The sequence below is a fragment of the Bacillus sp. FJAT-50079 genome (assembly GCF_018343515.1).
Taxonomy (GTDB): domain Bacteria; phylum Bacillota; class Bacilli; order Bacillales; family Bacillaceae_C; genus Lederbergia.
On the sequence record NZ_JAGYPD010000004.1, the window covers coordinates 493,624 to 515,759 of the forward strand.

Consider the following 22,136-nt stretch of genomic DNA (forward strand, 5'->3'; position numbering starts at 1 on the left):
CTTAATGTTGATTCATCCTTGCATAGTATAAGCCAGACTTTACCCCCATAATAATGACCAAAATATTTGAAAGCAGCATGCAAAATGTTGAGAACATTGTAAGAGGTGTAAATTCATTTAATGGATTAAATAGCGTGATCATATTAAACGTATTCACAGCAAATAGAAAAAGAATAAGAGCACTATTATAATAAAACACTTTCTTCGCGTGTGCTAAAAGATGTTGTCGATCGTAATATAATTGTGGCTTCTCCTCGCTCTCTGCATATTCCTTTGCCCAAATCGTCCATTTCGTAATGGATGCATTGGTTGAGAAAATATGAATCCAACCATTATCTTGATGGAAAGGAAAATAATCGGGATCTGAAGATAACTGATAGTCCGCCACATAAGCCATTCTTTTTGGTTTTCCATGAATAAAATGAAAATTTCCTCCGAATCTTCCTACTTTTACAAGATGTTTCCCATCTAAAGCCATTTTCTCCAGCCATGCTTCCAAACGATCCGGGGAATAGACCCAAGCAAAACGATGCTTCTTAAAGATTTTCACGTCATGGGGAATCGGAAGAACCATACTATTTTTCTTTTCAAATGCGCGGATTTTTCTCATAGAGATGATCGAAGTGACAATGATTGACAGTACACATACTCCAAAAATAGCTGTTAATATCCAGAGTGGACTGGCTACGATCGTTATGTTCTTATCCGGGACGATAAAAAATGTTAGCAGCAAAAATAAAAATTGCATAAAAAGCGATGTGCCACAAAGGAATAAAAATGTGCCAAATCCATAATAATGAAGTCGATTTCTTTTGTACAAACGATCCCTTGCAGGATATGTTCGAATCAAATCGGGTTCTTTTTCATTGGCTAAAATTGTCCATTCCCCATATTGTCCGTAGACAGTCCAATTGTCTTGTGCAAGGGGAGAGGGTAAGGATGGTGATTCATTATAAGCGATGCTAAAGCTCATATTTGTTGATTTTTGTTTTTTGAAAGTGAATTGTCTCTTTTTACGGCATAGTTGTGTAAAAACAAATCCATCAAGAGCCATTTTATTTAGCCATGCCTCCGTTTTATCGATTTCATAGCTCCAAAATGGCCTGATTATTTTTTTAGTCATGCAAAATATCCCTCCACTTCTTTTGCGTTTTTATGTAATTCGCTTAAACGCTTTATTTCCTCGCGCATAAGCATTTTTCCGCTGCTCGTTATTTCATAAATCTTTTTTCTTTTTTCATCTGCATAGACAGTAATAATGTCATCACGCTGCATCTTCGTGAGCGTCCCATAAATGGTTCCAGAACCTAGTATTAAGCGACCGTCCGTTATTTCTTCGACATGCTTAATGATCCCGTAACCGTGCCGTGGTTCTGTTAATGAAAGCAAAATATAAAAAGCCGTTTCAGTCATTGGCAGATACGCTTTCTTTATTTTTTCAAAGGACATGTCACACCTCCTTCATTATGTCACACCTCGACTATATCACGACGTGACATACATTGCAATCAGCACTTCGTAAGTACTGGATCAAGAATCAGCCTTAAGACTGACACCGTTTCAATCTCAAGCCCCTTAATCCATTTTCATAAATTGATTAATCTAGGATGAGGGTTTGAAAAATTCAGAATAAAGAGGTGGAGTAATGATTGGAATAACGAAATGGGGGTTAAGAAACAAGGCAGCAGTCATTTTAATGATTGTTTTGACATTAGGTTTAGGCGTGCTTAGTTACTTTACGCTTCCTAAAGAATTTATGCCTTCAGCAAATAATCCTGTCGTCACTGTCATTGTCATCGGACAAGGAACAGATGCGGATACAATGTCAGAACAAGTAACAAAGCCGATTGAAAAAGCAATCGGATCAGTGAAAGGGAAAAAACATGTTTTTTCTACATCAGCTGATGGCTATACATCCGTAGATATAACTCTTGATTCAGCGATTGATGTAAAAGAAGCCAAAGTGCAAGTGCAAGAGGCGATGGATGGATTGCAGTTGCCGGAAGGATACTCAAAGCCAATAATCTCACAATTGAACTTAGATATGATCCCGCTATGGCAAATTGGTTTATCTTTTCCAAACGGCATCCAAAGGGAGGACATGGAAAAGATTGAAAATGAAATCGTTCCAATGTTTCAAGGCGTGTCCGGAGTGGCCAATGTCTCTGTTTATGGTGGCCAGCAAACGCAAGTTACCGTGAAAGTGGACAAAGAAAAGCTCACTGCCAATCAAATACCGATCCAAGCATTAATGGGGATTCTCCAAGGAAAAAACCTTGCTGTTGCCGTCGGTGAAGAAACGATGAATGATAAAAAGACAAATTTAAAAGTAATCGGGCAAATGGAAGGGATTGAAGCGCTGGAAAAATTACAAATCACCCCCGATTTGCAATTGAAAGAGATTGCAACTATTGAAGTTGCCGATTCGAGTTCAACATTTTTCACCCGTGTAAATGGGGAGGACGCCGTTGCCTTATTGCTTTTTAAAGAATCGAATGCCAATGCCGTTTCCATTGGGAAAAAGGTAAATGAAACGATGAAACAAGCAAATGAGCAGTTTAATCCTAATATTGTGACGACGATGCTCATATCCTATTCGGAATTTATCGTTCATTCTGTTGATAGTATGATGGAGTCTGTTCTATTGGGGGCATTGTTTGCTACGATTATTATTTTCGTGTTTTTGCGCGATTTACGCATGACAATGATTACGATCATTAGCATCCCGCTATCACTTGCTTTTACATTATTCTTGCTTTCGCAGTCAGGAATCACTTTGAATGTGTTAACGATTGGTGCGGTAGCTGTTGCAGTAGGACGTTTAGTGGACGATAGCATCGTCGTGATTGAAAATATTTTCCGAAAAGCGCAAGACGGTGATTTTTCAAAAGACGTGATTGTAAAAGCGACAAAAGAAGTGGCTGCGGCGATTACATCCTCGACATTAACAACGGTAGCTGTGTTTTTGCCAATGGGGCTTGTAAAATCACTGCAAGAATTGTTATTGCCATTCGCATTAACGATCACATATGCGTTATTATCGTCGCTTCTCGTTGCTTTAATCGTCGTTCCGCTCATGAGCTCGGGATTATTGAAAAAAGGAAAATTACCATTACACAAAAAACCACAGCAGTATGTGAGAATTTTGAATTGGTGTTTACAACATAAGTGGGTGCCAATTGTATTGTCTTTCATTATTTTTGTAGGGGCGCTCGGTATGTATGCCGTCATGCCAAAGGGGGCGACGGATGCCGCGGATAATGACGTGTCCATCTCATTGACATACCCCGATGAAGTGCCATTTACAAAAGTAAAAGACGAAGTCCTTCAATTAGAGGCATATTTACAAGAACAGGCGGATGTAGAAGAAGTCATCCTTTTCCTTGGTTCAAATCCAGAAGATGCGCAGTTTAGCCAAGTGAACTCACAAAATACAGGACAATTTTTTGTTGTGACGAAAAGCGGTGCTGACACGGAAAAATTAATTAAACGGATTGAACAGGAGAAAGAGAAGTATGCTGATGCGGAAATCGATGTCGAACTTTCTACGTTCATGAGCTTTAGTGATTCAACGATCACATTGGATGTCGTTGGCAAAGATACAGTACAATTGATTGACGTATCCAATCAAGTGATCGATCATGTACAAGAGATTGAAGGTGTAGAAAAGGTAACGAGCAATCAAAATGAATTAAAATCGATATATGACATCATCATCGATCAAGAAAAGGCCAATCCAGAGGAGGTAGCAAGGCAAATACAACTGCTACTAAATCCATTTCCGATTGGAACGATTAAGCTTGATGGAAAAGATACACACGTATTCCTTGATAGCTCGATCCATCCAACTTCTGATTCTGAGCTTGAAAACATATCGATTGCAGTCAATCAAGAGGTTGTCCCACTTTCAACGATCGCACATATAGAAAAAATAAATAAACCAACGAATGTATTGCGGAAAGACGGAAATGAATACGTACGGATCAGTGTCCAAGTGGATGCGGAGAATTTATCGAAAATCGCCAATGAGATCAATGTCAAAACGGAAGAACTTCCGCTGCCAAGCGGGGTTACCTTACAATCAGGCGGTGCTGCAAGTGCACAGACAGATCAGTTTATGGAGTTATTCCAGTTAATGGCGGTTTCGATTGGCCTCGTTTATTTAATTATGGTGCTGACGTTTAAGACGCTGCGCGCACCGTTAGTCATCTTATTCACGCTGCCACTTGCGATCATCGGAGCCGTGCTTGGATTATTAATCTCAAGAACACCAATCGATATCGGATCAATGATTGGGGCATTAATGCTCATCGGCATTGTTGTAACAAATGCGATTGTTCTTTTAGATCGTGTCAGACAAAATGAAGAAACGATGCCAATCCGTGAGGCTTTACTTGAAGCGGGAGCAACAAGGTTTCGGCCGATTATGATGACTGCACTTGCGACGATCTTTGCGATGATTCCTCTCTTAATGGGAAAAGAGGAGATGGGAAGTCTTGTATCCAAAGGATTAGCCGTTGTTGTGATTGGTGGTCTTTCTGTTGCAACCTTATTAACACTTGTCGTTATCCCGGTCGTCTACGAATTATTTCATTTTAGAAAAGCGAAGAAACAACAACGAGTAGAAAAAAATAGTATTTCAATGTAACAGGAAAGGGTTCGGAATATAATACTTCCGAACCCTTCTCCATTTATCTAGCTCTCGCAATTTTAAAGCCATTTTCTATTTTTTCAAATCCTATATGGGGATAGTACTCCATTGCAGACGGTGCAGATAAAAGGATGAGTGCAACCTCATCTCCGATTTGTTCTTGAAGCAAGGCAATTAATTTCTTGCCAATCCCATGATGTTGGTATTCTTTATCCACCGCCAAATCAGATAAATAGCAGCAGTAGCTAAAATCGGTAATTGCCCGTGCAATGCCAATAAGCTGTGTTTCGTCCCACGCAGTCAATGTTAGATCGGCGTGAACAATCATTTTTTGCAATCGGTTCAAATCTTCACTAGGCCTTTTAATTCCGGATGATTTGAATAACATTGACAATTGTTCAGCGGTAATCGCAGTATTTAGTTTGTATAAGATCCGATCTAAATCTTCGATCGTACACCCCTCCTCAGAAAGTTGGCAACATTACCTATAATTATATGTAAAAACTGGTATATTTGAAAGGAGGAGTTATGGGGAGGAAGGATCATGTGACAATAATTTCGGCGCTTGATTTATTTGCAAAGATAGTAAATCTGATCGTTCGTTTTGTGTATCAGTAAAATTAATATAAATATAAAGCAGACGAGGCTGGATGGATATGGGATGAAATAAGTATTAGGAGTTTGATTCATCGCTGGGTTTCTAATCAAGGGAAGTTCACTCATATTTTAATGAAATCATCTATTAATCCGCTCCATTACATACCTTTTTGGAAAGAGTTCAAAACAGGACAACAAAGAATTACGGTAAAACAGATATAGAAGACAGGAAATCATCAGTTTGAACAGTTCTGTGCGATGATTGAAGCGAGTTCCACAAGGCCGATCGAGTGACTAGGGAGATTGAATAGATCATAGATGAAATGAAATCATTGCTAAAGTAATTGTCACATTAAAGGCTATGAGGAAAACTGCCTCCAAACCTTTATTTCTAGGCCTAATACGAAACGAAATATTATGAATGAGCGTCATCTTTTATGGGTGGGGGAAAACTAGAAAGGGAGTAAATAATTATGTGGATATCATTTCTGTTGTTCATCTTAATGGGATTATTATTTCTGAATATTATTGCTTTTAAATTTTCCAAAACAAGACATAAAAGAATTTTCATGGGGGTATTGATTCTTTTTTTAGCACCAGTTCTTTTCTTTGCTACATTTTCAATCGTTATTCCTTATGATACCGGTGGATTTGGAACGGCGATGTACTCTATTTTATATACAGCATTATTTTTATTGAATGGCATCGTTATCACTGCAATAGGAGTCTTTACGAAAAGGAAAGAAATATAAGACAAACTTAGGAATGCAATACAATATGATTAATCGCTAACTTAAGTAATTGGGGAGATGGAGTTTTTGACAAAAAAAGTTATGATAAAAACGGCGCTATTATTAACCATCTTGCTTACCGTTATTATCCCGACTTACAACCAACTCAATTTAATCATCTTTGTCAAAATTCCTATGGCTTTCCGTACAAATATATAGGTGTATATATGGACATGTGTACGAACTGGTTGATTACTTAATTATTCACAGGGAATGAAGGGGTAAACTTAGGATCGGGATTAGTAGTGAATATGCTGATCTTCTATTTAGTAATTAAGCTCATCCAATCTAAAAAAACACAATGATTCAGTATGACGCTCAATAAACTTGAGCATTTTTTTATGGGATGCTTTAAATTTAAATGAAAAACTGTAACCTTTTCGTATTTCGTTCGTGCTATTAGTGAAAGGAGGAGGAAATGAAGGAGTCCATCGAGTCAGTTTATAATGAATATTTTCATGATATATATCGTTTCCTCCTCTCACTATGCCAAAATCATCATACAGCGGAGGATTTGGTGCAGGAAACGTTTTTGCGGGCATATTTGCATGTAGATGATTATGAAAATGTGAGCATTAAATCATGGCTTTTCACAGTCGCTCATCATGCTTTCATTGATCATTATCGTAAACAAAAACGAATCGAATTGAAAAAGCAGAACTTTTTTTCAAGAATATTTGATAAAAGAAAAACGCCCGAGGAAGCGGTTGTCATTCATGAAGATATTCAAGCGGTCATTCAACATATAGAAGGGTTGCCGGAAAAACAAAAATATGCGGTGCTATTACATGATTTTCATGAATTGAGTTATGCCGAAGCGGCTTCGGTAATGAATATTTCCTTAGCGAATTTCAAAGTCATTTTATATCGCGGCAGGCAAGCGATTCGTAGAAAGAAAGGTGAATCTGGTAATGAGTGATGAATTTAAAAGAAAACTTGAAGCATATGAAAATGGTCAATTAGACGGTGATGAGTTAACAACTTTTGAAGAAGAATTAGCAAAGCTGGAACAATACCAAGAATATCTTGAAGAAAATAAACAAGACGATGCGCCCATGAATGAAAAAAAACAAAAACGGATGCTTAGAACAAGTAAGTGGAAGGCGCGTTTTCAAACGGCTGCGACAGCGGTCGTGATCCTTATTCTGTTTACAATCGTATCATCGATCCTGACGGCTGTTTACTACTCATGGGGTGAACCCGACCGCAGTGAAGTTTTCGCGGATGTAATTGATTATACGTTAGCGGTCACAGAACCATATGATGAAGGTTTTGGACACACAAGCACAAATGCAAAACCATTTTTCAAGGTGGAAATGACGAGGGACCTGAATAAAAGAATTGGGAGAGAGCGTGAAAAAGTAGGGGACCTAAAAGTAGACTTTCTTTTTTCACTTATGGGTTATCCAGAACGCAATTACACAGGGAAAATATCGCAAAACCAGCCGCATTTCATATACCCGGGTTTTGCTGACCCCGACATGTCCGAATGGGATAAATTAGAGCAACTGCCTGAAGGAACGGTTGTTTCTGCTTATATTTCCTTCGATCAATTAATGGAAACAAGCGCAGTATTTGATCAATTTGGTGAAAAGGATTTAGATATCATTTGGTTTGCGGTCGACACAGGTGTCGAAGGAAAAGAAGAGTGGGATCATGGAACGGTATTCAATCCGATTGGTTTTCCTGAATTCCCTCTCTGGCATGACAACGATATGATTGCGGGACCACGCGATGAACAAAAAGGCTTTTTGTTCGGAAAAATCGTTTCACAAAGTTTTTCTTCCCCTGATTACGAAGAAGGGGATAGTACCGTTCTTCATAAGCAGTTTTTAAAAACATTAAGCTTTCTCGAACAACATGAAAAGAAAGCGGAAAAATTGTATCACGGATATCGGCTGCATTTGGAAGAGCGCCTAAACTACGTTGAAAAGAATGGAATCAATCATTATGGAATCGTTGTAACAGGTCCGACAAAAGAAATCTTAGCATTAAAAGATGATCCATTCATCAGTTACATTCAGGTGGATGAAGTGGATTTTTGGAATTGGTAAGGCTATCTGTTGAAGCATTGTTCATTCGAATGCCTATAAGGGTGAAAATTTATGATTGAAGGTAAATCGAGCGTGGTTCGAATGACCGTAGAAATGATAATTAGTGATCAAACGTCAATCGAATGCGCTCCGATTGACCACAAAGACGATAATTTGTGGTCGAGGGTAAATCGGATGTGGTTCGAATGCCCTTAATAATGAAAATAGTTGATCGAACGTCAATCACAAATGATTCAAATAATAAAGAGGGGCTGTTCAAGGTCAGTTGAAGACTGACCTTGAACAGCCCCCTGTTACAAAGTGTTCAAACTTATTATTTCCCAACCATCTCCATAAACTCTTCCACATCTTTTATACAAAGCTTGACGCCTTCTTCCCAAAATTCGCGCTTCGTTAAGTCGACGCCAAGATGTTTCATAGCAAGATCCTCTACCATCATGGAACCTGTATCTTCAAGCATCGCCATATATTTTTTCTCATAGCCTTTGCCTTCTTTAACTGCTTGTGCATAAATGCCAAGCGAGAAAAGATAGCCGAAAGTGTATGGGAAATTATAAAATGGCACACCGGTAATAAAGAAATGGAGCTTAGATCCCCAAAATAGAGGATGGTATTCGGATAAGGAATCGGCATACGCTTCACGTTGCGCAGATTCCATTAGCTCATTCAGCCGCGCCTTGCTGACCATGCCATTTTTTCTTTCCTCGTAAAAGCGGGTTTCAAATAAATAGCGGGCATGTATGTTCATAAATAAAGCAACAGAACGCTGAATTTTATCTTCGAGTAAGGCGAGTTTTTCTTCCTCGTTCTCTGCATTGTTCACAGCGGCATCAGATACAATCATTTCCGCAAAAGTGGATGCTGTTTCTGCGACGTTCATCGCATAGCTTCTGTTCAATGGGTGCGTATCTTTCATTGCAAAAGAGTGGAATGCATGGCCTAGTTCATGTGCAAGTGTTGACACATTCGATGGGGTTCCCGAATAGGTCATAAAAATTCTTGATTGCTTGCTCACTGGGAACGATGTGCAAAATCCGCCGGGGCGCTTTCCAGGACGGTCCTCGGCTTCAATCCAGCGGTCTTCGAATGATTTTTTTGTAAAACTCGTCAGCTCATCACCAAATTGTTCAAAATGTTTTAAAATGAACTGTGCGCCCTCTTGATAGTTGTATGTCGTTTCGACATTGCCAACTGGAGCGTCTAAATCCGCCCAGCTTAATTTTTCTACACCGAGCAGCTCTGCTTTCTTTTTCAAGAAGTCAGCAAACGGTTGTTTATGATCGGAAATCACTTCCCACATGACGTCGAGTGTTTCCTGCTTCATTCTGTTATATGTCAGTGCTTCTTTAAGAATATGATCCCAGCCTCGTTGCTTATAAACAGATAAACGAAAACCGGACAGATGGTTTAATGTCGCTGCGAGTGTATCGGAATGCTGATCCCATGCCTTTTTCCATTCTGCGAAAATCTCTTTTCTTACTTTCCGGTCGGGGCTGGAAAATTTATTTTCTGCTTGGCCAACGGACAACAACGCATCTTCAAATGGTATCTTCACTTGCGAGACAATCGTGTCATACATTTCTCCCCAGCCATGATAACCGTCAATGCTTAATGCATTAATTAACGCTTCTTGCTCTTTTGGAAGCTTCTCTGCTGCATTTTTACGGCGTTCATTTAATATGAAGTGAAGTTCCTTTAATGCTTCTTGTTCTAGTAGTCCATTCCAAGTATGCTCATCAATGCTCGAAAGTTTCTCATCGAAGCCAGTTAAAATGGTGCTTAATTTGGAACTTAATGTTGTTACCATGCCACGCAATTCATTTGCTCTCGTATCGGACGTATCTTGAGCCTGCAAGCAGCTGACAAACGCTCCTGCTTGTCGAATATTTTGTGCAGTCGTTTGAAAAAACTGCAAAAGTTCTGTTAGGGATTGATCATCAGATGCGGATGGGATGCTCCAAGTCTCAACAACCGATTCAAATGCATCCAATTGCTTCTTCACATTTTCCAGATGTTCTGTGAATGCGTGGGAAGCACTGCCTCCTTCAAAAAACACATCAAGATCCCAAGTCAAATCATATGTATTTGTTGCCAAATAAACCCCTCCTCCATTTCAATCTAGTTCCATTATAAGGGACAAATGGAAACTTTCCTACTTTTTTTACGCCGTAGTATCGGTAATGACTAGCTTGCGACAAGCATATATATGAATAAAGCCAAAATCGCTGGAGGTGAGGAGTTGTCCGGTATTTTAACGGCAATCGGCTATGTATTAAAGGAACTTGTTTTTCTTGTTTCCTATGTAAAAAACAACGCATTCCCGCAGCCGCTATCACCTGAAGACGAACAAAAATATTTACGGCTCATGGCTAAGGGAGATGAAAATGCTCGGAATCTTTTAATTGAACATAATTTGCGACTCGTTGCTCATATCGTGAAAAAATTTGAAAATACGGGAGAAGACCCCGAAGATTTAATTTCGATTGGAACAATTGGACTGATCAAAGGAATTGAAAGCTATTCGTTTGGAAAAGGAACAAAGCTTGCCACGTACGCAGCTCGCTGTATAGAAAACGAAATCCTCATGCATTTAAGGGCGTTAAAAAAGACGAAAAAAGACGTTTCCCTGCATGATCCGATCGGGCAAGACAAGGAAGGGAATGAAATTTCATTAATCGATGTTCTAAAATCAGAAGTCGAAGATGTTTTTGATACAATTCAATTAAATATGGAATTGGAACGAGTGAAGGAGTACATCGATGTACTTGATGGACGTGAAAAGGAAGTCATTATTGGACGCTTCGGCTTAAACCTAGAAAAAGAACGAACCCAAAGGGAAATTGCCAAAGAGCTAGGCATTTCAAGAAGCTACGTATCACGCATTGAAAAAAGAGCATTGATGAAAATGTTCCATGAATTTTATCGAGCAGAGAAAGAAAAAATGAAGAAAAATGAATGATGGAACGATGAAAGTCTCGGGTTAGTATGTTTTAGCGCCGAGGCTTTTTCTTATTGTATACTATCATTAAGGGGGAGTGAGAATGAGGGCATTCTATGTAGGGCTGATCATCATCGTTATTGCGATCGTTGTTTCTTTATCCATGAATGATTGGAAGATGATGTATAAAATTTGTGGCATAGCAGGTCTCATTTCATTGGCTCTTAGTGCTTTATCAGTGGGTGCATTGGCAGACGGAGAGCGAACAAGAATTGATTTGAATACGGAAATAAGAGGAGAGAAGCGTGTCAGATTAAAAAGCAGTGCGCAGCTATTGCTTATAGCAATTCCAAATATTGTCGTAGCCGTCCTCATGTATTACTTCATAATAATGTAAAGGGAGTGTTCATACACTGCCTTTTTTTCTTTAGCGATATTGCATCCAGTTTTTGAGTCTCAACACTAATTTTATCCCGCCACTTATAGAATTTTGAAAGGATAAATGCTGATTTAAGTAAAGAATTTCGAACGGCTGTAATTTAATGAATACATAATCGTCTAATTAGTAAGAGAGGGGGGATCATGTGAAAGAACATGTGATTGAAGAGTGGTTTCATCAATACGAACGAGACGTAACTAGTTTCCTCGTTTATTATACTGGGATGATCGATGTGGAAGATATTGTACAAGAAACGTTTCTGCTTGCATTTAAAAATTTGTCGCGCTTTCGGGCTGAGTCACATCCGAAAACTTGGTTAATTTCGATTGCGAGAAATCTTGTTAACGATGACTTTCGACGAAGAAAAATTTGGCAACGAATTCGGCATCTGCTTACTCCTAAGCAACCGCTTAGTAACGAATTAGAGGAGCGGATGGTAAGACATTCCGAGCAGCTTGAATTGCATCAAGCGATTCATCAACTCACTCCCCCATATAAGGAAGTCGTCATTTTAAGAGGGATTTTAGAACTCTCGCCTCTAGAAGTGGGCGATGTATTGGGATGGAACCAAAATAAAGTGAATGTTACGTATCATCGCGCGCTAAAAAAATTAAAAGAACAATTAGAACAGGAGGGAACATCTATTGAAGGAAACAAATTTGATCGAAGAATCACTTAAAGACCTTCCAAAATATTCATTGGCTGAAGAGCAAAAACAACAAATTCTATTTCAATTACGAAAACGGAATACAAGAAATAAGCGTTCATTCAAGCCGCTGATTGCAATCGTAGGGTTAGGAATGATCTTGGTTTTCCTTGTTTTATCAGAGTTTCAAACGAAACAACCACAAATCGAATTAACAGCAAAGGCGGGAATTGCATTTATTCATACAGATACGAACCAAGAGTTGATTGGAATTGAAGGAAAGGTTGGTATTTTAAATGTTTTTAATCATTTCGTTGCCGAGGATGAAAGAAGAGGAAGTAAGTTGATGATTTATTTCTGGGATGATCCAGATACATTTATTTGGAAAGATTATCGAATTGAGGCAATGAATCGACATAATGAAAAAATAATATTATCCGAAGGAACGATTGAGCATGGTGGGCTTTATAATGAAGACGCTCATCTATTGACACAGTTTTCCCCTTTCCCGGAAGCAGGAGAATGGCAGCTTTCTTTTTATGTGAACGATGCTTTATTCGAAGAATTCACTCTTAACGTTTTGCCTCCTTTTCCAAAAACGGAGCATTATACATTAAGGACGTCACCGAAAGAAATAAAAGTTGGAGAAAAGTCGGAGGTGGTTATTGAAAGCATTGGTGAGGATAAAAGGGAGATAGACGTTCAATTAAAGGACCGTCTAGGTCGAATTGTAGAGCAGCAAACTTTTCATAGAAGTGGAGAATTTACCGATACAGCTACATTAAAGCCGCTGTATACATTTGACGGAACCATCACTTTCCCGAAACAAGGAATATGGACATTGGTTATTGACGGAGAAAAAACGAAGCGATTTGAAAATTAATGATAGCCAACCGCCTCCATTCATGCTATATTTAAAAAGCGATGAGCTGATTTGCATAAGTCGACTGACATTGCTTAATTGCACACATGATGTGAACATGTGGTCTTTCGCCGCAAACGCAAAAGACGCCTGCAACTGCAGGCGTCTTTTCTAATGAAGAAAGCCGTCATACCTTTTTTAATGTAAAGGTACTAATCATTAAAAGTGATAAGGATAAAATAATAAAAATAAATGAGTACGCTGGAATAAATGGAATCGCAAGATAGCTAAGTGTTAATAGGCAGCCGGCAGCAGTAATAGGAAGCCCAGTAAAGTAACCGTTATTTTCTGCTATATTAAACCGAGCTAAACGAAATGCACCGCATCCGATATAAAGAATTGTAAAAAATGCACCTGGATAACCGAACAAATGTAAAATTCCTTGGTATAATAACAATGCCGGTGCGACGCCAAATGAAATAATGTCGCTCATCGAATCAAGCTGTTTACCAAGCTCTGATTCAACTTGCAATTTTCTTGCAGCCATTCCGTCAAAACGGTCAGCTAGTGCAGCGATAAAGATGAGCATGAGACTAAGATGCAGTTGGCCCTGTATTCCTACGATAATAGCAAATCCACCTAATCCTAGATTTGCGAGTGTTAATACATTTGCCGTTTGCGTTTTAATCTTTCTCACGGTGTTGTCGAAGACATCGGATAATAACACGTTTACTCCCCCTTATCCGTTACGATTATGAACTTGTAATTACTTAATTATATGCTTTTTTAATGTGAAAGTTAAGAGGAAAATGCCAGAGGAGGTTCCAAATTTTGAGACGAAGGATGTATCGGCTCGTTATGTGCTTGTTAAATGGGCCTATGATTGCGAAGGCGCTATATGCATTTGCCCATTCGCGTCTTAGTAAACCCCTTATTAAACCATATGCACGAGTTTATAAAATAAACCTAGAAGAAGCGCTTGAAGACATTGAAACATATGAAAACCTACATGAATTTTTTACTCGAAAGCTAAAGGATGGCATTCGTTCCGTAGATATGATGGAGGATTCTGTCATAAGCCCCGTCGATGGGGTATTAGAGGATTGGGGAGAAATTACGCCAGATCGCGAAATCATTGTGAAAAATAAAGTTTATTCGATTTCTGAAATGCTCGGTGGAGTGGATGAAGCAGCGAAGTACTCGGGAGGAACATATTTAATCCTTTATTTAAGCCCGTCCCACTATCATCGCATCCATTCACCACTTCAAGCGAAAGTGATCCGCACGTACACACTTGGCAAAAAGTCATACCCAGTTAATCGAATGGGCTTAAAATATGGTGATGCTCCTCTAGCAAAAAACTTTCGAACGGTTACGGAGTTAACACATAAACAACATGCGATGGCGATGGTAAAAGTTGGAGCAATGTTTATCAATTCTGTTAAAATGCTTAATCATAAGCAGGAATGGGAAAAAGGCGAAGAGGTCGCTTACTTTTCGTTCGGATCAACCGTCGTCTTATTATTTGAAAAAGACTTATTTCGAATAAATGAGAAGCTCGAAGTTCCAGCTAATATTCGAATAGGAGAAATAATCGGTCGATTACAATCATCTTAATCGTAATACTGCGCATATTGAGTTTCGATTACTCGAATCACCGAAAAATCGATGCCGAGGGTAAATGGAAGGTTGAATGATTTTCCAAGTCGCCGAAAAACTCTTGTCAAAGGCAAATGAATGGATTTACATGGGAAAAGGAGACAAAGCTGTAATCACACGCTCTTAAAGCAAGAAAAAGCGCCCTATTATCAGGCGCTTTGAAAATATATTTATTTTGATATTCGTTATCCATTCATAACTTTCACTTGAATGTGCTTTGCTAATGATCGTCGCTGAAGCTCTGACTCGATCAATTGGATAAATTCAGTACTTAAATGGAGTTGCTTTGCTTTATAATAGGATTCGATCAATAATTCATCAGATAACTTTCTCATCAGCTTCACCTCCAGTAAATCGAGTTCTAAATACTGTTTTTGATGCATAAACTATTCATTTATCCTTTGTCTACTCATACCTTAACAGATTAAGTGCTGTGGAACAAGCGTTCCGTTATCCACAGTGTCACGTGGATAACTTGTGGGTAAATAATCTTTCGGGCATAGAAATATAGTGTTTGACATGCATATACTTGTTTATAAAGTTATCCACAAAATGTGAAAATGAAAAATATGTCGAAATCTTTTTCGCATTTCAATGAAATAAAGTGTAATTCCTATTCATCTTTTTACCGTTTATAAAAGGGGAAAAAGATGCGTAAGAATGGAAGATTGGTTAAAATAAAACAATGACATTGTAATGAGGTGTAATATACGTGTTAACAAATTTTTTGCCAAATGAATATGTAAAAAGTGTTTTTGATATTCATCCAAAAGCGCTTGTTGAAAAAGGAATAAAAGCAATTATTACTGATTTGGATAATACGCTTGTGGAGTGGGACAGGCCAGAAGCAACTCCTAATATTATTAAATGGTTTGCGGATATGAAGGAACATGATATTAAAGTAACGATTGTTTCGAATAATAATGAGCAGCGGGTAAAAGCTTTCTCTGATCCGCTCGGAATTCCGTTTATTCATCAAGCGCGTAAACCGCTTAGTGCAGCATTTAAAAAAGCAACGAAAATAATGGGAACGAATAATGAAAATACAGTCATTATTGGTGATCAGCTTTTAACGGATATTCTTGGGGGGAACCGTGCGCAATTTTACACGATTCTGGTCGTTCCAGTCGCATCATCGGATGGTTTTTTTACAAAATTCAACAGAATGATTGAAAGAAGAATTATGGCTCGTTTTAAACGAAAAGGCTTGATAAAATGGGAGGATGAAAAGTGAGCAAGCAAGTAATTAGCTGCATAGGATGCGGAGTGACAATACAAACGGAAGATCCAACTGAAATTGGTTATGCGCCATCGTCTCAGTTAGAAAAAGAGGAAGTCATTTGTCAACGGTGCTTCCGGCTAAAACATTATAATGAAGTTCAAGATGTTTCTTTAACAGATCAAGATTTTCTCAACATTTTAAACCAACTTGGTAACACTGACAGTTTAATCGTGAAAATCATCGATATTTTTGATTTTAATGGTAGTTGGCTACCGGGCTTACATCGCTTTGTTGGGAAAAATCCAATCTTGTTAGTTGGAAATAAAGCAGATCTTCTACCGAAATCAACGAAAAGAAATCGTCTTATTCAATGGATGAAAAAGCAGGCCAAGGAGCTTGGTCTTCAGCCAATTGATGTATTATTGGTGAGTGCGACAAAAGGTTTTCATATCCAAGAAGCACTTCAACAAATTGATCAGCTTCGTCATGGGAAGGATGTCTATGTTGTTGGATGTACAAATGTCGGTAAGTCGACGTTCATCAATCGAATTATAAAAGAAGTTGCTGGTGGGACAGATGTGATCACAACTTCGCATTTTCCAGGGACGACGCTTGATATGATAGAAATTCCACTTGATGACGGGAAGGCATTGATTGATACACCGGGGATTATTAATCATCATCAAATGGCGCATTTCGTGAGTAAAAATGATTTAAAAATCATTACCCCGAAAAAAGAGATTAAACCGAAAGTTTTTCAATTAAATGAAGAACAAACACTTTTCTTTGGTGGTTTAGCTCGACTTGATTATATAAGTGGGGGGCGCCGTTCATTAGTTTGCCATGTATCAAATGAGTTAACGATCCATCGAACAAAAATGGAAAATGCCAGCTCCCTATATGAAAATCATGTGGGAGAAATGCTTTTTCCGCCAAGGCAAGATGAACTCGATCAGTTTCCAAAGCTTGTTCGTCATGAGTTTATGATTAAGGAAGGAAAAACGGATATTGTTTTTTCAGGCCTAGGTTGGGTAACCATTAATGAGCCAGGGGCAAAAGTGGCTGCGTACGTCCCAAAAGGCGTTACAGTCATGTTGCGTCCATCGCTCATATAGACATAATTCAATCGGGGGTAGGGTGAGGAAGAATGATGAAATTATATGGGGTGATTGGTGACCCGATTGCGCAGTCGATGTCGCCGATTATGCATAATGAAGAGTTTAAACAATTGAAAGTTGATGCGCATTATCAACCTTTTCATATCATCCATCAGGATTTGAAAACGGCGGTAGAAGGAATGAAAGCAATCGGAATCGAAGGATTTAATGTGACGGCTCCACATAAAACAACGATCATGCCGTTTTTAGACGGGATTGATCCGCTTGCGCAAGCGATTGGGGCGGTGAATACGGTTGTTCGAGAGAGTGGCGGCTTTTGGGGGTATAATACGGACGGGTATGGATTTATTGAGGCACTTCAAACCGCTTGGAAGGAAGACCTTTCTAATGAGCGAGTGTTAATTATTGGTGCTGGCGGTGCGGCTAGGGCGATTTACTATTCTTTATTAGCAAGAGACGTTGTAAACGTCGATATTTGTAATCGTTCCGTGGCGAACGCAGAAAAGATGATCGCGGAATGTCCGTATAATGGGGTGTCCAAAGCTTTAACCCTTGACGATGCCGAAGAAAGATTAGCTAATTATACGCTAATCATTCAAACGACTTCGATTGGCATGTATCCTGATATTTCTGACAGCCCGATGTCGATGGAAAATTTATCTGTGGACACTTTTGTTTCCGATATTATTTATAATCCGTTTGAAACAGCAATTTTAAAAGAAGCGAAAAAACGTGGAGCGCATACACAAAATGGACTTGGTATGTTCATCCATCAAGGTGCGCTAGCTTTTGAAAAATGGACGAATATGAAACCTGATGTCGATAGAATGACAAAGATTGTAACAAAGCAACTTGGAGGCGAATTATGTTAACAGGAAAACAAAAACGATTTTTACGTTCAAAAGCTCATCATCTTGACCCGATTTTTCAAGTCGGTAAAGGTGGAGTGAACGAAAATATGATCAAACAAATTGAGGATGTATTAGAGGCAAGAGAGCTTATTAAAGTGAGTATCTTGCAAAACTGTGAAGAGGATAAAGAGACTGTGGCTGCTTCCTTAGTCGAAGGAACAGGCGCAGAGCTTGTGCAAGTAATTGGAAAAATTATCGTACTTTATAAAGAGTCCGTTGAAAAGAAAACAATTATTTTACCATAAAATACGTGTTTGAAAACGAGGATAAAAAGGACAAAGAAGTTCGAGGCGGCGCAGCATTGAGCAGCGGGTTTGTACAGGATGTACGAACTTCCCGGTTGGGCGCTTTTAACCATTCGATGTGTCATTTTTACCGAACTTTTTAAACACGCTTATAAAGGTTGATGAGCATGAAAAAAAACATCGGGATTTTAGGTGGGACGTTTGATCCGCCACATCTAGGGCATTTAATTATTGCAAATGAAGTAATGCATAAACTTCAACTAGATGAAATCCATTTTATGCCGAATCAAGAGCCACCTCATAAAGAGCGGGTTTCTGGAACAACAGCAAAAGAACGCGTTGCGATGTTAGAAAGAGCCATTGCGGGAAACGATCAGTTTTTTATCGAAACATTGGAACTCAATCGAACAGGTCCGTCTTACACGATCGACACGATCAAAATTTTACAAGAAATGCACCCGAATCATCAGTATCATTTTATTATTGGGGCGGATATGGTTGAATACTTACCGAATTGGTATGGGATTGATGAGTTAATTCACATGATTGATTTCATAGGTGTAAGAAGGCCAGGCTATGCGATGAAAAGCGCCTATTCGGTAACTGAAGTGAGTATCCCTCAAATTGATATTTCATCCACGGTCATCCGCAGTCGACTGAAGCATGGTGATTCAGTGAAATATTTATTGCCTGATCGTGTCATTGAGTATATAAAGGAGTCGGGATTATATGAAGCGTGAACAAGCGTTGGCGATTGTGAAGCGGCAAATCAATGGACCTCGCTATGAACATACAATTCGTGTAACGGAAACAGCTGTTGAGTTAGCGAAAACCTATGGAGTGGACGTAATGAAAACAGAGCTCGCCGCGCTTTTTCATGATTATGCAAAACTTCACCCCATTGCCGAGTTGCAGAAGATGATTGTGAAAGGCAAAGAAGATCTTCGCTTGCTTGATTATCATCCAGAACTTTGGCATGGTCCGGCTGCCGCATATATAATAAGTCAACAATTTGACATCCACGATCGGGAAATACTTCACGCGATTCGATACCATACGACCGGTCGAGCGGATATGTCGTTATTAGAAAAAATCATTTATATTGCTGATTATATTGAGCCCGGACGTCAATTTCCGGGAGTAGAGGAAGTTCGAGATTTAGCGCATATTGATCTTGATGCGGCATTATTAAAGGCATTAGGCAATACGATTACGTTTTTATTAACAAAACAGGCGGCCGTTTTTCCCGACACCTTTGCGGCATACAACAGCATCGTTTTAAAAAAAGGAGGCAGCAGCAAATGAACACAAAAGAATTGCTTAAGACAGTAGTGAAAGCAGCGGATGATAAAAGAGCAGAAGATATTGTTGTATTAAACATGGAAGGTATTTCATTAATTGCTGATTATTTTATGATTTGTCACGGTAACTCAGATAAGCAAGTACAAGCGATCGCCCGTGAGCTGCGTGAAGCGGCACATGAAGCAGGGATTGAAGTGAAAAGTATGGAAGGCTTTGATGAAGCGAAATGGGTTCTTGTTGACATGGGCAATATTATCGCTCATATTTTTCACCGTGATGAACGAAGCTATTACAATCTTGAACGTCTTTGGGGCGATGCGCCAATCGAGGATGTTCTTGGAGAGCTTGCACAGTGAGCTATGGAAAATTAGCGTATGTTTATGACTTACTAATGGAAGATGTACCATATGAACAGTGGTTACAGCATGTCCTTATGCAAAAAGATCGATATCATGTGCAAGGAAATCGTCTGCTTGAATTAGCGTGTGGGACAGGAGAGTTAGCGATTTTGCTTGCGAAAGAAGGATTTGCTGTCACCGGGGTTGATTTATCAGATGAAATGCTCTCGGTTGCGAGAGACAAAGCTGATCATGCCTCGGTGGAGCTCAATTTATTTCAGCAAAATATGTGTGAATTAAATGGACTTGGTACGTTTGATCTCATTACAATTTTTTGTGACTCGTTAAATTATTTGGAAACGCCAGAGCAAACAAAACAAACATTTTTACGTGTGCACGAGCATTTACATGAAGATGGTTTATTTTTATTCGATGTGCATACACCATTTCAAATGGAATCTGTGTATGAAAATGAAACATTTGCTTTAGTTGAAGAAGACGTTGCGTATATATGGAATTGTTTTCCAGGCGAAGATTTATATTCCGTTGAACATGAATTAACCTTTTTTGTTTTAGATGAAGCGTCTGGACAATTTGAACGTTTTGAAGAAATACATAAGCAACGTACATATGAACAAGCGGATTATTCCAATTGGCTTAAAGAAGCAGGCTTTACAATCTTATCGGTGACAGCCGATTTTACAGAAGATGCGCCAGACATGGAAGCGAAGCGACTATTTTTTATATGTAAAAAATAGGTAAGTTTAATAATTGACGAAAAAAGCAGGTGAAGAGAAAAATCTTCATCTGCTTTTATTTTTAAAATAATAGAGGATTTTTGTCGTAAATGGCGAATAAGTGGTGTTAGTGACCGAATGTCCCTTTTAGATGTGTCACTTCATCAGCATACTTTTTATGTGTCGTTTGATATACTTTTTCAAACACATCATCTAATTCTGCTTCCAGCACCTTGATTCCTTCTCCGGTAATTCCACCTTTTACACATACTTTTTCCTCCAATGTCGGTAACGAATAATACCCTTTTTTTAGAAGCTCACCAAGTCCAATTAACATGTGTTCCGCTAATATTGTAGCTGTTGCTTCATCAATATTTGTTTCTGCTACGGCCGCATTAATAAATCTTCTCGTTATATAACTAAAGAATGCTGGTCCGCAGCTTACAATATCAGAGGACACACGCGTGATCTTTTCCTCAATTTCAACAGGGGCAGAAATCTGCGACAATAATGATTGGATTGTCCGCCGCCATTGAGCGCTACATTTCTTGCCAAAGGTAACTAAAGAGACGCCAGATAATGCCCGGTTTGTAATGCTAGGAATAACCCTTGCACAAGAACAGCTCACCATGCTTTCTAACCAGCTTACTTGGATTGGGCTTGTAATTGACACAAGGCATTTATCAGCTGTTAAACTCGCTTTATTTTGAGCGATGACTGCATGCATGTCTTGAGGTTTGACACAAAGAAAGATCAGTGCTGAATGGTGAATAACGTCTGCGGGACTTGCTGTAACGATGACATCTTTGTATTTATGTTTAAGCATCTCAGCTTTGTCTTTCGTTCGATTCGTTACAATCATATCTGAAGGAGAAACGGCTTTGCCATCTAGCAATGCTTCAGAGAGTATTGTCCCCATGTTTCCAGTTCCGATAATTCCGATTTTCATGCTGCTCCCCCCTACTTCCTACTCCTACCAAATGTATGCGCAAATCAAAGAAATATTCCAGAGGTGAAGAACTTGAACGTATGGATTGAGAAATATAAAACGATAGGTATCGCCGCTATTGTCACTATCTTGGCCGTTATCCTATTCTTTTTCCAATCTAAAGACTCGTCGAATCAAGAGTTCCAAGCAAGTGTAACAACCGAAATGCCCGTGCCTGATGAACAAGTTGAGATTGAAGAAGATACGCGTGTATTCGTTGATGTAAAAGGGGCAGTGAACCGGCCGGGAATTTATGAGGCAGGTGCCGAAGATCGAGTGTTTGCAATGATTGAGCTTGCGGGGGGATTCCTTGCCGATGCAGATGAAAATCAAGTGAACCTGGCTCAAAAGGTATATGATGAAATGGTGCTTTACATTCCAAAGATCGGGGAATCTTTAGAAGAGCTTGAAATCATAGAAGAAGGAAGCGTGGAGGAATCTGGAAAAATCAATATTAATAAAGCAGATGCGGCCGAGCTGGAAACACTTCCAGGTATTGGACCAGCAAAAGCGGCGGCGATCATCCAGTACCGTGAGGAGCATGGTCCATTTCAGGGAATTGAAGAGATGCAAAATATTTCTGGAATTGGGGCGAAGACATTTGAAAAATTTAAAGATTTAATTAAAGTGAAATAGAA

Annotated in this window: 25 protein-coding genes; 18 read left to right on the forward strand and 7 right to left on the reverse strand. The window is 39.0% G+C overall.

The window, feature by feature from the left end; translation table 11 throughout:
* Nucleotide 1 precedes the first annotated feature (1 nt).
* Entirely contained in the window at nucleotides 2-1,123 is a 1,122-nt protein-coding gene (locus KHA95_RS13260) for a DUF2812 domain-containing protein (protein WP_213137981.1), read from the reverse strand.
* Nucleotides 1,120-1,449 carry a PadR family transcriptional regulator gene (locus KHA95_RS13265; protein ID WP_213137982.1) on the reverse strand — a complete coding sequence of 110 codons (330 nt, stop codon included), beginning with the start codon at nucleotides 1,447-1,449 and terminating at the stop codon, nucleotides 1,120-1,122. Before KHA95_RS13265 ends, KHA95_RS13260 begins: the two co-directional genes overlap by 4 nt.
* A gap of 196 nt (nucleotides 1,450-1,645) precedes the next feature.
* On the opposite strand from KHA95_RS13265, the gene KHA95_RS13270 reads away from it, so the two are divergent.
* A complete protein-coding gene (locus tag KHA95_RS13270; RefSeq protein ID WP_213137983.1) occupies nucleotides 1,646-4,648 on the forward strand; it encodes an efflux RND transporter permease subunit in 3,003 nt (1,000 codons plus the stop codon).
* A 43-nt stretch (nucleotides 4,649-4,691) separates the two neighbouring features.
* Here the strand turns inward: KHA95_RS13270 and KHA95_RS13275 are convergent, their stop codons facing one another.
* Nucleotides 4,692-5,039 (reverse strand): GNAT family N-acetyltransferase, encoded by a 348-nt coding sequence (locus KHA95_RS13275; protein ID WP_213137984.1) that lies wholly within the window; start codon nucleotides 5,037-5,039, stop codon nucleotides 4,692-4,694.
* A 682-nt stretch (nucleotides 5,040-5,721) separates the two neighbouring features.
* Between KHA95_RS13275 and KHA95_RS13280 the strand changes: the two genes are divergently transcribed.
* The 3 genes from KHA95_RS13280 to KHA95_RS13290 all read left to right on the forward strand — a co-directional run bounded on the left by KHA95_RS13280 (nucleotide 5,722) and on the right by KHA95_RS13290 (nucleotide 8,093).
* Entirely contained in the window at nucleotides 5,722-6,000 is a 279-nt protein-coding gene (locus tag KHA95_RS13280) for a hypothetical protein (RefSeq protein ID WP_213137985.1), read from the forward strand.
* A gap of 457 nt (nucleotides 6,001-6,457) precedes the next feature.
* Entirely contained in the window at nucleotides 6,458-6,958 is a 501-nt protein-coding gene (locus KHA95_RS13285) for an RNA polymerase sigma factor (protein WP_213137986.1), read from the forward strand.
* Nucleotides 6,951-8,093 carry an anti-sigma factor gene (locus KHA95_RS13290; protein WP_213137987.1) on the forward strand — a complete coding sequence of 381 codons (1,143 nt, stop codon included), beginning with the start codon at nucleotides 6,951-6,953 and terminating at the stop codon, nucleotides 8,091-8,093. The genes KHA95_RS13285 and KHA95_RS13290 overlap by 8 nt, the downstream gene beginning before the upstream one ends.
* A 313-nt stretch (nucleotides 8,094-8,406) precedes the next feature.
* Here KHA95_RS13290 and KHA95_RS13295 read toward each other — a convergent pair whose 3' ends face one another.
* On the reverse strand, nucleotides 8,407-10,188 hold the full coding sequence (locus KHA95_RS13295) for a M3 family oligoendopeptidase (RefSeq protein ID WP_213137988.1): 1,782 nt from the start codon (nucleotides 10,186-10,188) through the stop codon (nucleotides 8,407-8,409).
* A gap of 144 nt (nucleotides 10,189-10,332) precedes the next feature.
* On the opposite strand from KHA95_RS13295, the gene sigK reads away from it, so the two are divergent.
* The 4 genes from sigK to KHA95_RS13315 all read left to right on the forward strand — a co-directional run bounded on the left by sigK (nucleotide 10,333) and on the right by KHA95_RS13315 (nucleotide 12,999).
* Nucleotides 10,333-11,052, forward strand: a complete 720-nt coding sequence (gene sigK, locus KHA95_RS13300) for an RNA polymerase sporulation sigma factor SigK (RefSeq protein WP_213137989.1) — start codon at nucleotides 10,333-10,335, stop codon at nucleotides 11,050-11,052.
* An 82-nt stretch (nucleotides 11,053-11,134) separates the two neighbouring features.
* Nucleotides 11,135-11,428 carry a DUF5316 domain-containing protein gene (locus tag KHA95_RS13305; RefSeq protein WP_213137990.1) on the forward strand — a complete coding sequence of 98 codons (294 nt, stop codon included), beginning with the start codon at nucleotides 11,135-11,137 and terminating at the stop codon, nucleotides 11,426-11,428.
* Nucleotides 11,429-11,615: 187 nt separating this feature from the next.
* The gene (locus tag KHA95_RS13310) at nucleotides 11,616-12,149 is read left to right on the forward strand and encodes an RNA polymerase sigma factor (RefSeq protein WP_213137991.1); all 534 of its coding nucleotides are present in this window, start codon (nucleotides 11,616-11,618) and stop codon (nucleotides 12,147-12,149) included.
* Nucleotides 12,115-12,999 carry a hypothetical protein gene (locus KHA95_RS13315; protein ID WP_213137992.1) on the forward strand — a complete coding sequence of 295 codons (885 nt, stop codon included), beginning with the start codon at nucleotides 12,115-12,117 and terminating at the stop codon, nucleotides 12,997-12,999. The genes KHA95_RS13310 and KHA95_RS13315 overlap by 35 nt, the downstream gene beginning before the upstream one ends.
* A 166-nt stretch (nucleotides 13,000-13,165) precedes the next feature.
* Here KHA95_RS13315 and pssA read toward each other — a convergent pair whose 3' ends face one another.
* Nucleotides 13,166-13,705: a CDP-diacylglycerol--serine O-phosphatidyltransferase gene (gene pssA / locus KHA95_RS13320; RefSeq protein ID WP_213137993.1), complete on the reverse strand. Its 540-nt coding sequence runs from the start codon at nucleotides 13,703-13,705 to the stop codon at nucleotides 13,166-13,168.
* A gap of 104 nt (nucleotides 13,706-13,809) precedes the next feature.
* On the opposite strand from pssA, the gene KHA95_RS13325 reads away from it, so the two are divergent.
* Nucleotides 13,810-14,595: a phosphatidylserine decarboxylase gene (locus tag KHA95_RS13325; RefSeq protein WP_213137994.1), complete on the forward strand. Its 786-nt coding sequence runs from the start codon at nucleotides 13,810-13,812 to the stop codon at nucleotides 14,593-14,595.
* 227 nt (nucleotides 14,596-14,822) lie between these two features.
* Here KHA95_RS13325 and KHA95_RS13330 read toward each other — a convergent pair whose 3' ends face one another.
* On the reverse strand, nucleotides 14,823-14,972 hold the full coding sequence (locus KHA95_RS13330) for a sporulation histidine kinase inhibitor Sda (RefSeq protein ID WP_213137995.1): 150 nt from the start codon (nucleotides 14,970-14,972) through the stop codon (nucleotides 14,823-14,825).
* A gap of 377 nt (nucleotides 14,973-15,349) precedes the next feature.
* On the opposite strand from KHA95_RS13330, the gene KHA95_RS13335 reads away from it, so the two are divergent.
* The 8 genes from KHA95_RS13335 (at nucleotide 15,350) to KHA95_RS13370 (ending at nucleotide 20,531) form a co-directional block, all read left to right on the forward strand.
* Nucleotides 15,350-15,871 carry a YqeG family HAD IIIA-type phosphatase gene (locus tag KHA95_RS13335; protein WP_213137996.1) on the forward strand — a complete coding sequence of 174 codons (522 nt, stop codon included), beginning with the start codon at nucleotides 15,350-15,352 and terminating at the stop codon, nucleotides 15,869-15,871.
* Nucleotides 15,868-16,974, forward strand: coding sequence for a ribosome biogenesis GTPase YqeH (gene yqeH, locus KHA95_RS13340; protein WP_213137997.1), 1,107 nt, complete (start codon nucleotides 15,868-15,870; stop codon nucleotides 16,972-16,974). Before KHA95_RS13335 ends, yqeH begins: the two co-directional genes overlap by 4 nt.
* A 32-nt stretch (nucleotides 16,975-17,006) precedes the next feature.
* Nucleotides 17,007-17,849, forward strand: a complete 843-nt coding sequence (gene aroE / locus KHA95_RS13345) for a shikimate dehydrogenase (protein ID WP_213137998.1) — start codon at nucleotides 17,007-17,009, stop codon at nucleotides 17,847-17,849.
* A complete protein-coding gene (yhbY, locus tag KHA95_RS13350; RefSeq protein WP_213137999.1) occupies nucleotides 17,843-18,133 on the forward strand; it encodes a ribosome assembly RNA-binding protein YhbY in 291 nt (96 codons plus the stop codon). The genes aroE and yhbY overlap by 7 nt, the downstream gene beginning before the upstream one ends.
* A 167-nt stretch (nucleotides 18,134-18,300) precedes the next feature.
* The gene (locus KHA95_RS13355; RefSeq protein ID WP_213138000.1) at nucleotides 18,301-18,873 is read left to right on the forward strand and encodes a nicotinate-nucleotide adenylyltransferase; all 573 of its coding nucleotides are present in this window, start codon (nucleotides 18,301-18,303) and stop codon (nucleotides 18,871-18,873) included.
* On the forward strand, nucleotides 18,863-19,438 hold the full coding sequence (yqeK, locus tag KHA95_RS13360; RefSeq protein WP_213138001.1) for a bis(5'-nucleosyl)-tetraphosphatase (symmetrical) YqeK: 576 nt from the start codon (nucleotides 18,863-18,865) through the stop codon (nucleotides 19,436-19,438). Before KHA95_RS13355 ends, yqeK begins: the two co-directional genes overlap by 11 nt.
* Complete coding sequence (gene rsfS, locus KHA95_RS13365; RefSeq protein WP_213138002.1) at nucleotides 19,435-19,791, forward strand: ribosome silencing factor; 357 nt, start codon at nucleotides 19,435-19,437, stop codon at nucleotides 19,789-19,791. The genes yqeK and rsfS overlap by 4 nt, the downstream gene beginning before the upstream one ends.
* Nucleotides 19,788-20,531: a class I SAM-dependent DNA methyltransferase gene (locus KHA95_RS13370; protein ID WP_213138003.1), complete on the forward strand. Its 744-nt coding sequence runs from the start codon at nucleotides 19,788-19,790 to the stop codon at nucleotides 20,529-20,531. Before rsfS ends, KHA95_RS13370 begins: the two co-directional genes overlap by 4 nt.
* 106 nt (nucleotides 20,532-20,637) lie before the next feature.
* On the opposite strand, the gene comER is transcribed toward KHA95_RS13370, so the two are convergent.
* On the reverse strand, nucleotides 20,638-21,459 hold the full coding sequence (comER, locus tag KHA95_RS13375) for a late competence protein ComER (RefSeq protein ID WP_213138004.1): 822 nt from the start codon (nucleotides 21,457-21,459) through the stop codon (nucleotides 20,638-20,640).
* Between the two features lie 72 nt (nucleotides 21,460-21,531).
* Here comER and KHA95_RS13380 point away from each other — a divergent pair, with 72 nt between their 5' ends.
* Nucleotides 21,532-22,134, forward strand: a complete 603-nt coding sequence (locus KHA95_RS13380; protein ID WP_213138005.1) for a helix-hairpin-helix domain-containing protein — start codon at nucleotides 21,532-21,534, stop codon at nucleotides 22,132-22,134.
* The last annotated feature ends 2 nt before the right edge of the window (nucleotides 22,135-22,136 follow it).